The following is a 12,457-nucleotide window of genomic DNA, read 5'->3' on the forward strand; positions in this document are numbered from 1 at the left end:
CAGCTTCCGCCTGATAGAAGGCAATATCGAGGGCTTGACGAACCGTTGCCACCTGCCCGACGATCGTTCCGCCTGTAGAAACACGCGAGATCCCGGCCACGAGAAGTGAGGCCCGCGACCACAGGAGGCACCCACCCGTGGTGGAGATCAACGGCACCGAGGCGGCGGCGCGCGTCGCGGACGTCCTGCTGCTGTTCACCGACGGCCCGCAGTCCCTGGGCGTGTCCGCGATCGCCCGCCGGCTCGGGCTGTCCAAAGCCGTCATCCACCGGATCCTGCAGACGCTGGTCGACCGGGGCCTGCTGATCAATGACCCGGCCACCCGCGGCTACCGATTGGGGGCTGCGGCCGCTGCACTGGGCGCCCGCGCGCTGCGGGACTCGCGGCTGCGGGCCGTCGCGATGCCGGTGCTGCGCGAGTTGCAACGGGCGACGGGCGAGACCACCACCGTCTCAGCGCTTGTCCCGGGCGGTCGCGTCTACCTCGACCAGGTCGAGAGCACCCGGGAGATCAAGATGACGGTGGAGGTCGGCCGCCGCTTTCGCCTCCACGCCGGCAGCTCGAGCACCTGCATCCTCGCGTTTCTTCCGCCCCCGGAGCAGGAGGCCGTGCTCGCCGGTGAACTCGACGCCCTGACGTGCCGGACCGTGACCGACCCGAACCGGCTGCGCGCACGTCTCGCGGAGATCCGCCGCCTCGGCTACGCCCATTCCGACGGCGAGCGCCAGGATGGCGCGGGGTCGGTTGCCGCGCCGGTACTCGGGTTCGACGGCTCGGTGCTCGGGGCCGTGTCGGTGTGCGGTCCCGGCTCGCGGGTCGACCAAGCGGCCCGCGAACGCTTCGTGCCACTGCTGCGCCAGGCGGCAGACGAGATCTCCCGCGGGATGGGCTGGCACGGCGGCCTGCCCGGCGAAGCCGGGCAGGAGTCGGCGTGAGCCGCATCCCCCGCTCCTGGCTCTACGTTCCCGGGCATCACCCGGAGCGCATCACCAAGGCGCTCGCATCCTCCGCCGACGCGGTCGTCCTCGACCTCGAGGACGCTGTTCCACCCGAGCAGAAGGCGACGGCCCGGCGCGCCGTCGCCGGGGCGGTACAGCGCCGGGCCGAGGACGGCCCGCAGCTGTGGGTGCGGATCAACGACCCGGTCGGGCCCTGGGGCGAGGCCGATCTCGACAGCGTCACCGGCTCGGGTGTCAGCGGACTCCGGCTGCCGCGCACCGAGGACCCCGACGTCGTGCGGGAAGTCGCCGAGCGAACCGGGCTCCCGCTGCAGCTTCTTCTGGAAACCGCGACCGGTCTCGCCCGCGCCACCGACCTCGCCGCCGCCCACCCGCGGGTAGCGGGCCTCGGCCTCGGCGAGGCAGACCTGGCCGCCGACCTCCGGGTCACCTCCGACGCCGGACTCGCCTGGGCGCGCGGCTGGGTGGTCGTCGCCGCGCGGTCGGCCGGACTGCCCTCCCCCGTCCAGAGTGTCTGGACCGACGTCGCCGACATCGGCGGGCTCCGCTCGACGAGCGAGCAGGGACGGGCCAGCGGGTTCGTCGGCCGATCGGTGATCCACCCGCGACAGATCGGCGTCGTACACGAGGTCTTCACCCCGTCCCCGGCCGAGGTCCAGGCGGCGCGCGAGGTCGTCCGCACCGCCCAGGAAGCCCGGGCCCGCGGCGAGGTCGCGGTCCTCGACGCAGCCGGCCGGTTCATCGATCCCGCCGTCGTTGAAAGGGCGCGGGTCGTGCTCGACCTGGCCGACGACGGCACACCCCAGACCGAGCACGCCCATCCAGGAGGAACCCGATGAGCACCCAGTCCCGGACGACCGCCCCGACGGGCACCGGTGGACGGATGGACGACCTGCTGTCGGCGGTCCGTGCCGGTGTGCGCCTCGTCGAGCTCGGTCACCCGCATTTCACCGGGATGCCCTGCTCGCCCAATCACCCCGGCTTCCGGATGAGCCTGGTCCGACGGCACGGGGACATGGTGCGGAGGGACGGCGGCTCGGCGGCGAACGAGATGATCGTCACCGGGGGGCACGTCGGTACCCACGTCGACGCTCTTTCGCACGTCAGCCAGGACGGCCTCCTGCACGGCGGCGTCGACGCGGCGAAGGCCCAGACCGGCGGGCGCTTCTCGCAGCTGGGGGCCGAACACACGCCCGCCCTGCTCACGCGCGGGGTCCTCCTCGACGTGGCCGCTGCGCACGGGGTGCCGGTGCTCCCCCCGGGCTACGGCATCACGGCTCAGGATCTGCAGGCCGCCGCCGACCGGGCCGGGGTCCGGGTGCAGCGCGGCGACGTCGCGCTGGTCCGAACCGGCTGGGCGCGCCACTTCGACGACCCGGCCACCTACCTCGGGCAGAGCGATGGGGTTCCCGGGCCCACGCCCAACGCGGCCGCCTGGCTGGTGGCGCAGGGTGTGGTGGCCACGGGCGCCGACACCACCGCATACGAGCAGATCAAGCCGGGAGCCGGCCACAGCGTGCTGCCGGTGCACCGCGTGCTGCTCGTCGACGCGGGGGTCCACATCGTCGAGCACCTGAACCTGGAGGACGCCTCCGCGGAGGGCCTCACGGAGTTCGTGTTCGTCATGGCGCCGCTGCGCATCGTCGGCGGGACGGGATCCCCGGTGCGCCCCGTTGCGGCGGTGTCGGCATGACGGCACCGGGGACGCCGACCGTCGTCCAGCGCCTGGCGCGTCTGGCGCACGATGTGGGGCGAAGCGGTCTACCACAGCATCTGCGGGAGGACGTCGCGCGGCGCGTGCTGGACGTGCTCGGCAACAGCCTGGCGGCGACCGGCCAGCCGGCGGCGCGGTCGGTGACCGCCGTCGTGCGCGGCTGGGGCGGCCCGCCGGACGCGACGGCGATCGGCAGCGGCCTGCGGGCACCGGCCGCCGCGGCCGCCCTCGTCAACGGCACCCTGGCGCACTCGCTGGACTTCGACGACACCCACCTGCCGTCGGTGCTGCACCCGTCGTCGCCGGTCGTCCCGGCCGCCCTCGCCGTGGCCGAGGCGAACCGCGCGCCCGCGACAACCCTGCTGGACGGGGCCGGCGTGGGAATCGAGACCGCGGTACGCCTGGGTATGGGTGGCTACGACCGCGAGCTGGGGAACTCGGTGTTCTTCGAGCGGGGCCAGCACGCGACGTCGATCTGCGGCGCGGTCGGGGCGGCGGTCGCCGCCGCGACCGTCGGCGGCCTGGACACCGACGGCATCGCGCATGCGGCCGGGATCGCGGCGAGCATGGGCGCCGGTCTCCTCGAAGCGAACCGGACCGGTGGCACGGTCAAGCGGGTGCACTGCGGATGGGCCGCCCACGCCGGCGTCGTGGCCGCGGACCTGGCACGACACGGCCTGACCGGCCCACCCACCGTGGTCGAGGGCCGCTTCGGCTTCCTCCACGCGTTCTGCGGCGAGCAGGCCGACGTCGAGGCCGTCGTCGCCGACCTGGGCGGGCACTGGGAGCTGCCGAGGATCTTCTTCAAGCCCTATCCGTGCAACCACTTCACCCATGCCGGCGTCGACGCCGCGCTGCAGCTACGCAGGCGCGGCCTCGACCCGGCCGAGATCGAGGAGATCGAGCTCGGCGTCCCCACCCCCGTGCTGCGCACGATCGCGCAGCCGACCGAGGACAAAGCACGGCCCGAGTCCGGCTACCACGCCGCCTTCAGCGGTCCGTACACCGTCGCCGCCGCCCTCATCGGCGGTGGTGGCCTCGGTCTCGGGCACGACGACTTCACCGACGAGGCGGCGGCCGACGAAACCCGGCTCGCCCTCGCCGCCAAGGTCCGCTGCGTGGCCGATGCCCGCTGCGACACGATCTTCCCCCACCAGTTCCCCGCCGTGCTGCGCGTCCTGCTCCGGGACGGGACCCGCCACGAGGTGCGGGTGGACGTCAACCGCGGCGGCCCGGGCAACCCGCTGAGCGCCGACGAGCACGCGACGAAGTTCCGGCTCAACGCCGAACGGGTCCTCGGCGGGGACGTGGCGGCCGGCGTGGCGAAGGCCGTGCTGGACCTGCCCCATCGCGACGATCTGGCCTCCGTGATGGAGCTGGTCGCGGGGTGAGGTCGTCTCGCTCGACATGGAGGAGAAGCTGATGCACGCAGCGGACGTCGACGCGGAGCTGGCACGAGCCCAGCAGGCCGCGATGCAGTTCGTCCTGACCGAAGCGGGCTTCGCCCAGGTGACGAGCATCGATGCGAGCGGCTTCCCGGTCGCCCGCACGATGACGGCGTTCCTCACCGACGACTGGTCGGTGGAACTGGTCCAGCGCCGCAGTCATCGTCGCCTCGGGCAATGGCGGCGAGACCCGCATACGTCGGTGACCTGGGTGGGGAGCCCTGCACCGGGCGCCAGCAACGAGCGGCCGCACGTCTTCGACGTCGGGCTGCTGCCCCCGCGACTGGTCTCCATCCGTGGTCACGCCGAGGTGATGCCGCCGGCGTCGACGGTGCGCTGCTACTCCGAACAACTTGGCCGGCAGCGGGAGCACGGGTGGACCCGTGCACCGGTGCGGACCAGGGAGCAGGTGCTGGAGGACCTGGTGGGGATCCGAATCCGCCCGGTGCGGGTCCGGCTCGAGGGCTTCGGCACCGGGGCTCAGTCCTTCACCTGGGACATCGACGACGCTGGGAGGAACCGATGACGGTGAAGACGATTCTGGGGTACGACGTCGCCGACGGGGTGAGTCCCGAGGAGTACGAGCGCTGGCTCTTCGAGGTCCACGCCCCCGACCTCCTGGCCAACCCGCACCTCGATCGCATCGTGTTCAACAAGGTGCTGCGGCCGGTGCGGCAGGCCTCTGGCGGGACCGCCGAGATCCCGGAGGGATACACCTTCTATCGCATCGCGGAGATGCACTTCGCCGATGAGGCCGCCTACGCGCGCTACCAGGAGTGGTTCCGGGCGAACCCGATCCCGATCGACCGCGGGCCCGCCGGGCGCACCGACTTCAAGTTCTACCTGCTCGCCGAGAGCACGGAGGTCACGCGCGACTCGCTCGGCTCTGACGGGACGGCATCGCCAGCACGGTGAACCTGACGCCACCGCCACGTCACCACCCAGGCCATCAGCGGCGTGGGTGGCGACGAGGAACGTTGTGACCCGCCCCGTACCCGCATGGGCAGGTCACCTGCCCATCGGCTGGCCGTTCGGTGCCTCTGTCGACACGTTCGTTCCCCGCCCTGCCGCCCGAACAGCGGTCGAGACTTCCGAGGACGGCGACGGACTCGCGCGAAGCCTGGTCGACGTGCGCGGGAGACGGTGCCAGGGTCGTTCCGCCGAGCGAGGTCCGAGGTCGTCGGGAAGTGAGTGAGTGTGCCTTCACGCGGCGAGACCGTCCGCGTCCACGCGCCTGCCGAACAGGGACGACGACAAGAGCGTCGTTGCCGCGGCGGATTCAGCACACGTATCCGATGCTTTCGCAGCGGCTCCTGAAGACACCGAAGCAAGGTCCGGCGAGGTGTACCTTCGGAGCGGATGACGGCGAGCATGGTCCAACGCATGTACCCCAACCACGGCAGAACGTGTGGATGCGGCGTTCACCCCTCCGATGCCGTCCACGCGGAGATCGACCGTCGCGAGGCCGAATCCCTCGAGCGCGTACGAGAGTGGCTGGTCAAGTCCCCCAACGACTCCGCCGAGCACAAGAGGGATCTGCTCGCCCGGGTGGCAACCGATGCGACCGCGGTGCAGACCGAGGGCGACCCGGTGGTGTTCAGCACCGTCTGTTCCCGTCTTCCCGACGCCCCCGCCCTTATCGTGTCGAGCGCAGGGGGACGTGATGTCCCACCCCCGTGTTTGGGCGTGGGACATCACGCAGGGCTCGGTCAGGTGGTGACGGGGGCACCGCGCGGGTCCGCTGTCGCCGCAGCGGAGCCACGGGAGACGGCACGCTCCGGGTATGCGGTGGCGACGACGACGGACACCAAAGCGATGGCGATGACGTAGAACGACGGCGCCAGGTTTGATCCGGTCGAGCCGATGAGGGCCGTGGCGACGAACGGGGCCGTCCCGCCGAACATGGTGAAGGCCAAGTTTAGGAGATCGCGCCGGCCGTGCACCGCACCTGGGTCGGGAACATCTCGGCGATGCTGACTGTGACCGGCACGGCGATGAAGAACAACGCGACCACGAACACCAGCTCGGCGGCCAGCGCTGCGGCGAACCCGCTCTGCGCGGCGAGCAGGAACGCCGGCAGGCTGAGCGCGGCGAACAGACCGGCGCCCGTGAGCAACATCGGCTTGCGGCCGATGCGGTCGGTGAGCAGCCCGGACACGGGCAGCAGCACGACGAGAACACCAACGGCGACGGTATTGGCCACCAGCGCGGCGTCCTTGGTGTGTCCGAGCTCGCTGGTGAGGTACGTCGAGAGGTAGCTGGAGAACAGGTACGAGCCAACCGCGTTGGTGATGGCGAACCCGCCCTTGGACGCCCGCACGCGGAAGCGGCCGCGGCCGCCGGTCAGCGACTGGATCTCGTCGGTCCACACCCCGGTGCAGTTCACGACGACCCGGGCGCGGACCCGGCAGGTGTCCCCGGTCTCGGTGTCGCGCAGCTCGGCGCCGACGACGCGGCCCCCCTCCCGGAGCAGGCCCACGACCTCGGTGGAGCTGCGGACCACGGCGCCGTACGCCGCGGAGGTCCGCACCACGGTGAGGGTGTGGCGGGCGTCATCGGTCTGGGCGTCCCAGTACCGCACGGCGCCGGTGAGGGCGTCGCGGCGCAGCGCAGGGAACAGCGCGCGGGCGGCGGTCCGGGTGAGGTGGCGGTGCCGGGGCAGCGCCCGGTTGCGTCCGGCGAGCGCGTCGTAGAGAACGAGGCCGGCGCCCACGTAGGGTCGCTCGACCGCCCGCTGCAGCGGGTAGAGGAACGACACCGGCCGTACCAGGTGCGGGGCGAGTCGGGTGAGCATGAGGTCGCGCTCGTGCAACGCCTCCCGGACGAGCCCGAGGTCGAGCTGCTCGAGGTAGCGCAGCCCGCCATGGAACAGCTTGCTCGACCGCGACGACGTGCCACCCGCCCAGTCCCGGGCCTCGACCAGCGCGGTGGACAGCCCGCGGGTGACGGCGTCGAGTGCGGTGCCCGCGCCGGTGATCCCGCCACCGATCACGAGCACGTCGAGGCTGCCGCCGTCGAGCCGTTCCCAGGCCGCCGCGCGCTGTGCCGGCCCTAGCTGTGCGTGTCCGAACGGGGAGGTCCTCCCGGCGGTCATGACGCCCTCCTCTCGACGGTCCTCCCGTGCCGCCGGAGCTGCTGCCTGGCGACCTCGGCGACGGCGTCGGGGGTGAAGCCGAACCTCGCCTGCAGCTGCGGGTACGGAGCCGACGCCCCGAACGTGGTCATCGCGACGATCGCGCCCTCGGTCCCCGCATAGCGCTCCCAACCCAGCGAGGAGGCCTGCTCGACCGCGACCCGCGCACGCACCGACGGCGGCAGAACCCGGTCGCGTACTCCCGGGGCTGGCGGTCGAACAGCTCCCAGGACGGCAGGCTGACCACGCGGACTGCGTAACCCTCGGCGGTGAGCGTCTCGTACGCGGCGACGGCCAGGTGGACCTCGCTGCCGGACGCAACCAGGACCACCTCGGGCGGGGCGCCGCCGGGCGGGTCGGCGAGCACGTACCCGCCGCGGGCGAGCCCGGCGGCCGGCGCGTAGCGGGTGCAGTCGAGCGTGGGCACGGCCTGCCGGGTCAGCGCCAGCGCCACCGGCTGGTGCCGCAGCGGCATGATCAGCCGCCATGCCTCGGTCACCTCGTTGGCGTCGGACGGGCGCAGGTCGATCAACCCGGGCACGGCCCGCAACGCGGCGAGCTGCTCGACGGGCTGGTGGGTGGGCCCGTCCTCGCCGACCCCGATGGAGTCGTGGGTGTAGACGTGCACGACGGGGAGCTCCATCAGGGCGGAGAGCCGCACGGCACCGCGCTGGAAGTCGGAGAAGATCAGGAACCCGGACTGGTATGCGCGCAGGCCGGACAGCGCCAGGCCGTTGGCCACCGCTGCGGCCGCGTGCTCGCGGACCCCGAAGTGCAGGTTGCGCCCGCCCGGGGTGTCGGCGGTGACGTCGCCCGCGCCGTCGAACGCCAGCCCGGTCCTGGTGGACGGGGCCAGGTCGGCGGAGCCGCCGACCAGCCACGGGACCCGCTGGGCGACCGCGTTGAGCACTCGGCCGCTGGACTCCCTGGTCGCGATCCCCCTGGCGTCGGCGGGGAACGCGGGCAGGTCGGCGTCCCAGCCGTCGGGCAGCTCGCGGCACTGCATCCGCCGCACCGCGTCGGCGAGGTCGGGAAAGCGCTGCGCGTATCGGGCGAACGACTCCTCCCACGCTGTGCGCAGCTCGCGGCCGCGACGCCCGACGCCCGCGGCAAGGTGCTCGCGCACCTCGTCCGGCACGGCGAAGGGCGTGTCGTCGGGCCAGCCGTAGGACTGCTTCGCCGCGCGCGCCTCGTCTTCGCCGAGCGGCTCGCCGTGCGCGGCGGCGGTGTCCTGCTTGGTCGGGGCCCCGTAGCCGATTTGGCTGGCGACCACGATCAGGGTGGGCCGGTCGGTCTCGGCGCGGAACGCGGCGAAGGCGTCGGTGAACGCGCCGAGATCGTTCGCGTCGTCAACGGCCAGGACGTGCCAGCCGTACGCGCGGAACCGGGCAGACACGTCCTCGGTGAATGCCAGCCCGGTGCCGCCCTCGATGGTGATGCCGTTGTCGTCGTAGATCCAGCACAGGTTGGCCAGCCGCAGGTGCCCGGCGAGCGAGGCCGCCTCGGCGCAGACGCCCTCCATCAGGTCGCCGTCGCCACAGAGGGCGTAGACGTCGTGGTCGAACAGGGTGTGGCCGGGTCGGTTGAATGTGGCGGCCTGCCAGCGAGCGGCGATCGCCATGCCTACGGTGGCGGCGGCACCGGTGCCCAGGGGGCCGGTGGTGCACTCGACGCCGGAGGTCCATCCGTGCTCCGGGTGGCCGGGGCAGCGGGAGTCGAGCCCGCGGAAGCGACGCAGCTCGTCCAGCGGCACCGCGGGCTCGGCGGTCCGCTCGCCCGCGGGGTCCACCGCACGCACCCCGCTCAGGTGCAGCAGTGCGTAGAGAAGCGCCGACGCGTGCCCGGCGGAGAGCACGAAGCGGTCCCGGTTCGGCCACCCGGGGTGCTCGGGGTCGAACCGCAGGAACCGCTGCCAGAGGATGTGGACGACCGGTGCGAGGCCCATCGGGGCTCCCGGGTGCCCGGAGTTCGCGGCCTGCACCGCGTCGATGGCGAGGGTGCGCAGGGTGGTGACGGACAGCCGGTCCAGATCGACGCTCGGCGGGGCGGTCATGGGGTCTCCTCGGAGGGCGGCTCGTCGCGCAGCGCCGACAGCCGCGGGAATAGGGGCTTGAGGGCGGGATAGAGGTCGCGGTACACGGCGTAGGCCTGCCGGTAGCGGCGCCGGACCCGGTGGTCGGGGGTGCGGACCTCGTCGACCCGGCTCATCCGGGCCGCGGTCGCGGACAAATCGGTGACGCCGGCGAGGCCGACGCCCGTGGCGGCGAGCATCGCCGCGCCGAGCGCGGTGGTCTCGACCGCGGCGCTGATCGCGACCGGCCGTTCGAGGACGTCGGCGAGCAGCTGGGTGAGTACCGGCGACCGGGAGGCCCCGCCCATCACGACGACGCGGTCGATGCGCCGGGCTGTCGCCTGCTCGACGCGCTCGACGGTGAGGCGCTCCTCGTAGGCCAGGCCCTCGAGCACCGCGCGGAACATCTCTGCGCGGCCGTGCCCGTCGGAGAGCCCGACGAAGCAGGCACGCGCGTCGGCGTCCCAGTGCGGCGACTCGGCGCTGGTCAGGTAGGGCAGGTAGAGCAGGCCGCGGGCGCCGGGCGGTACCGCCGCGGCCAGCTCGCCGAGCTCGATCTCGCGGGCTCCGGTGCCGGCGTGCGGTCCGGCGACGAGGTCGCGCAGCCAGGCGATGGACAGCGCCCCGGAGGACAGCAGTGCCTCGAGGGTGTAAGCGCCGGCGATCGGACTGGCTAGGGTGCGGAACGCCCGGTCCCAGACGTAGCCGTCGCTGTGCGTGCCGAGGGTGAGGCCGGTGCCGAGGTTGAGGTAGGCGGTGCCCGCCTTGACGGCGGCGCCGAGCCCGGCGCACTGCCCGTCGCCTGCGCCGGCCACGACCGGCAGGTCGGGCGGCAGGCCGGTGGCCGCCGCGGCGTCCTTGGTCAGGCCGCCGAGCACCGTTCCGGGCGGCACCAGGGCGGGCAGCTGCGCGGCGGTCACGCCCGCCGCCGCCAGCAGCTCGGGCGCCCAGTCGAAGGCGCGCATGTCCAGCAGCGACAGTGGGTTCGCGCAGGCCCAGCTGGTGACGCGCTCCCCGGTGAGCCTGCCGACCAGGTAGCCGTGCACGTCGACGACGGTGGCCGTGCGGGCCAGCGCGTCGGGCTCGTGCTCGGCGAGCCAGGCGAGTTTGTAGAGGCTCGGCGTGGTGGACGCGGGCTTACCGGACCTCTCGTGCACCCGCGGGCCGCCGAGCCGGGCGATCTGCTCGCCCGCCCGGGTGTCGAGCCACATCACTGCGGGCCGGACGGGGTCCCCGCTGGGGTCGAGGCAGGCGAAGGTCTCGCGCTGATGGGTGATCGCGAGCCCGACGGGCTCGGAGGCGGCCGCCGCGAGCAGCGCGGCGAGCTCGGTCAGCGCGCCGCAAGCGGCGGTCCACCAGTCCTGTGGGTCCTGCTCCTGCCAGCCGAATCGCGGGCTGCGGCGGCCGTAGCCCCGGCGGGCCTGGGCGACCGCCGCCCCGCCCGCGTCGAAGGCGACGGCCTTGGCCCCGGTGGTGGAGCAGTCCACACCGATCACGACGGGGGTCATGGTGGGCACGGGTGGCCTCCGATCGACGGCGATGTCCGGTCAGTGCGCGGGGAGCGCGGCCTCGACGAGCAGCTCGACGGGGTCGTCCTCGTCGGCAAGGATGGCGCGCACCGCGCGCAGCAGCGGCAGCCGCGGCCAGATCTGTGGGGCGCGCCGGTCCACCAGGCGCGCCGCGAGTCCGGCGGCGGGAACGCCCTCCACGGTCTGCTCGGCGGCCCGCATCGCGGCGAGCGCGGCGTCGGCCCGCTCGCCGCGCCCGATCCGGGTGCCATAGACCTTGTTGCGGCCCGACAGCCCGGTGACCTCCAGGTCACCGGCGCCCGCCAGCCCGACGGCGGTGTCGGTGTGCCCGCCGACGACCTCGGTGAGCAGCATGAGCTCGCGCACGGCCCGGGCGAACACCGCCGCCTTGAGGTCGTGCCATGGCGCGCCGTCGCGCTCGGAGCGCCCGTCGGCGACGCCGAGGGCGATGGCGTAGACGTTTTTCATGGGGGCGCAGATCTCCACGCCCGCCTCGTCGCCGCTGCTCTCCGCGCGGTAGCCGGGAGTGGCGACGCTCTTCGCGACGTCGGCGGCGAGCTGCGCGTCGGCGGCGGCGAACACCGCCGCGGTCGGCCGTCCGGCCGCGACCTCGTTGGCCTTGCAGGGCCCGCCGACGGCGACCACCGGCGGCAGCGCGACGCCCCGCTCGGCGACGGCGGCGCGCACCGCGTCGGGCAGCAGCCGGATCCGGCCATCCATGTCAGGGGCGAAGCCCTTGCTGGTGAGCAGCACCGCGCGGGCGTTCCCGAGGCCGTGAGCCGCGCGGCGCGCGACCTCTTCGACGCCGCCGGAGGCGACCGCCAGCACCACGAGCTCCGCGCCGTGCAGCGCGGCGTCCAGGTCGGGCGCGTCGAACAGCCGGGTGCCCGGGGCCAGCGGCACGCCGGTGCGCGGGTGCAGCTCGCCGGCCCGGCAGGCGGCGAGCAGGTGGTCGTCGAGCCAGGTGCCCCACAGCCGGACCCCCCAGCCCGAGTCCCGGAAGGGGGTGGCCAGCGCCGACCCCATGGCGCCCGCGCCGAGGATCGCGACCTCGCGGGCCCGCGCCGCCGGGCCGCTCACCGGGCCACCGCCCGCGTCCCGTCCAGCGCGACCAGCTTCGCCACCTTGGGCGCCGACCGGCCGCCCTCGTACTCGCTGGCCAGCCACGCGTCGACGATGGTGCGGGCCAGTTCGGGGCCGACGGTGCGGGCTCCGATGGTGAGCACCTGGGCGTCGTTGGACTTGCGGGCGCGCTCGGCGCTGTAGGTATCGGCGGCCTGCGCAGCGCGCACGCCCGGCACCTTGTTGGCCGCGATGGCCATCCCGATCCCGGTGCCGCACAGCAGCACCGCGCGATCGTAGGTGCCATCGGCGACCCGGTTCGCAACCTGCACCGCGACGTCGGGGTAGTCCTCGCCGGTCGCGCCGGCGGCGGGCCCGTAGAGGTCGACCCGGAAGCCGCGGGCTGTGAGGTGCTCGGCGAGCACCTCACGCAGGGCGACCGCCGCGTCGTCGTTGCCGAGGGCGATGGACTTGTCGGACATCGAACGCCTCCGAGGATGTTCGGCCAGCTCCGGCCACACAGCCAATGTTGTCTCTAACAGTA

The 12,457-nt window shown here is 73.6% G+C and carries 12 protein-coding genes and 2 pseudogenes; 6 read left to right on the forward strand and 8 right to left on the reverse strand.

Going from position 1 to position 12,457, the window contains the following annotated elements; genetic code table 11:
- Positions 1-137: 137 nt before the first annotated feature.
- The 6 genes from KME75_RS45670 to KME75_RS06085 are packed head-to-tail and all read left to right on the forward strand — an operon-like array spanning position 138 to position 5,033.
- Complete coding sequence (locus tag KME75_RS45670) at positions 138-935, forward strand: IclR family transcriptional regulator (protein WP_219413533.1); 798 nt, start codon at positions 138-140, stop codon at positions 933-935.
- The gene (locus tag KME75_RS06065; RefSeq protein ID WP_308282593.1) at positions 932-1,798 is read left to right on the forward strand and encodes an HpcH/HpaI aldolase/citrate lyase family protein; all 867 of its coding nucleotides are present in this window, start codon (positions 932-934) and stop codon (positions 1,796-1,798) included. Before KME75_RS45670 ends, KME75_RS06065 begins: the two co-directional genes overlap by 4 nt.
- Positions 1,795-2,652 (forward strand): cyclase family protein, encoded by an 858-nt coding sequence (locus KME75_RS06070; protein ID WP_246631553.1) that lies wholly within the window; start codon positions 1,795-1,797, stop codon positions 2,650-2,652. The genes KME75_RS06065 and KME75_RS06070 overlap by 4 nt, the downstream gene beginning before the upstream one ends.
- Positions 2,649-4,064 (forward strand): MmgE/PrpD family protein, encoded by a 1,416-nt coding sequence (locus KME75_RS06075; RefSeq protein ID WP_219413534.1) that lies wholly within the window; start codon positions 2,649-2,651, stop codon positions 4,062-4,064. Before KME75_RS06070 ends, KME75_RS06075 begins: the two co-directional genes overlap by 4 nt.
- A gap of 31 nt (positions 4,065-4,095) precedes the next feature.
- Positions 4,096-4,644 carry a pyridoxamine 5'-phosphate oxidase family protein gene (locus KME75_RS06080; protein ID WP_219413535.1) on the forward strand — a complete coding sequence of 183 codons (549 nt, stop codon included), beginning with the start codon at positions 4,096-4,098 and terminating at the stop codon, positions 4,642-4,644.
- Entirely contained in the window at positions 4,641-5,033 is a 393-nt protein-coding gene (locus KME75_RS06085; RefSeq protein ID WP_219413536.1) for a DUF4286 family protein, read from the forward strand. The genes KME75_RS06080 and KME75_RS06085 overlap by 4 nt, the downstream gene beginning before the upstream one ends.
- 794 nt (positions 5,034-5,827) lie before the next feature.
- Here KME75_RS06085 and KME75_RS06090 read toward each other — a convergent pair.
- The 8 genes and pseudogenes from KME75_RS06090 to KME75_RS06115 all read right to left on the reverse strand — a co-directional run bounded on the left by KME75_RS06090 (position 5,828) and on the right by KME75_RS06115 (position 12,395).
- Complete coding sequence (locus KME75_RS06090; RefSeq protein ID WP_219413537.1) at positions 5,828-6,034, reverse strand: hypothetical protein; 207 nt, start codon at positions 6,032-6,034, stop codon at positions 5,828-5,830.
- Positions 6,035-6,036: 2 nt separating this feature from the next.
- Positions 6,037-6,438, reverse strand: coding sequence for an MFS transporter (locus tag KME75_RS42695; RefSeq protein ID WP_308282596.1), 402 nt, complete (start codon positions 6,436-6,438; stop codon positions 6,037-6,039).
- Positions 6,415-7,212, reverse strand: a pseudogene (locus KME75_RS06095) (glycerol-3-phosphate dehydrogenase/oxidase); the annotation flags it as partial. The pseudogene KME75_RS06095 and the gene KME75_RS42695, both read right to left, overlap by 24 nt.
- Positions 7,209-7,343 carry a hypothetical protein gene (locus KME75_RS44800; protein WP_281424424.1) on the reverse strand — a complete coding sequence of 45 codons (135 nt, stop codon included), beginning with the start codon at positions 7,341-7,343 and terminating at the stop codon, positions 7,209-7,211. The pseudogene KME75_RS06095 and the gene KME75_RS44800, both read right to left, overlap by 4 nt.
- Positions 7,344-9,304 (reverse strand): annotated as a pseudogene (tkt, locus tag KME75_RS06100) (transketolase); the annotation flags it as partial.
- Positions 9,301-10,830 (reverse strand): xylulokinase, encoded by a 1,530-nt coding sequence (locus KME75_RS06105; RefSeq protein WP_246631570.1) that lies wholly within the window; start codon positions 10,828-10,830, stop codon positions 9,301-9,303. The gene KME75_RS06105 and the pseudogene tkt, both read right to left, overlap by 4 nt.
- 39 nt (positions 10,831-10,869) lie before the next feature.
- The gene (locus tag KME75_RS06110; protein ID WP_219413540.1) at positions 10,870-11,931 is read right to left on the reverse strand and encodes a hypothetical protein; all 1,062 of its coding nucleotides are present in this window, start codon (positions 11,929-11,931) and stop codon (positions 10,870-10,872) included.
- Entirely contained in the window at positions 11,928-12,395 is a 468-nt protein-coding gene (locus tag KME75_RS06115; protein ID WP_219413541.1) for an RpiB/LacA/LacB family sugar-phosphate isomerase, read from the reverse strand. The genes KME75_RS06110 and KME75_RS06115 overlap by 4 nt, the downstream gene beginning before the upstream one ends.
- Between the last annotated feature and the right edge of the window lie 62 nt (positions 12,396-12,457).

The organism is Pseudonocardia nigra, from assembly GCF_019396355.1.
In the GTDB taxonomy this organism is placed as follows: Bacteria; Actinomycetota; Actinomycetes; order Mycobacteriales; family Pseudonocardiaceae; genus Pseudonocardia; species Pseudonocardia nigra.

Bases quoted from the DNA above. Each gene is read 5' to 3' on its own strand.
- KME75_RS06070 (WP_246631553.1), top strand. From the start codon at position 1,795: ATGAGCACCCAGTCCCGGACGACCGCCCCGACGGGCACCGGTGGACGG.
- KME75_RS06075 (WP_219413534.1), top strand. From the start codon at position 2,649: ATGACGGCACCGGGGACGCCGACCGTCGTCCAGCGCCTGGCGCGTCTG.
- KME75_RS06080 (WP_219413535.1), top strand. From the start codon at position 4,096: ATGCACGCAGCGGACGTCGACGCGGAGCTGGCACGAGCCCAGCAGGCC.
- KME75_RS06085 (WP_219413536.1), top strand. From the start codon at position 4,641: ATGACGGTGAAGACGATTCTGGGGTACGACGTCGCCGACGGGGTGAGT.
- KME75_RS44800 (WP_281424424.1), bottom strand. From the start codon at position 7,343: ATGACCACGTTCGGGGCGTCGGCTCCGTACCCGCAGCTGCAGGCGAGG.
- KME75_RS06105 (WP_246631570.1), bottom strand. From the start codon at position 10,830: ATGACCCCCGTCGTGATCGGTGTGGACTGCTCCACCACCGGGGCCAAG.
- KME75_RS06115 (WP_219413541.1), bottom strand. From the start codon at position 12,395: ATGTCCGACAAGTCCATCGCCCTCGGCAACGACGACGCGGCGGTCGCC.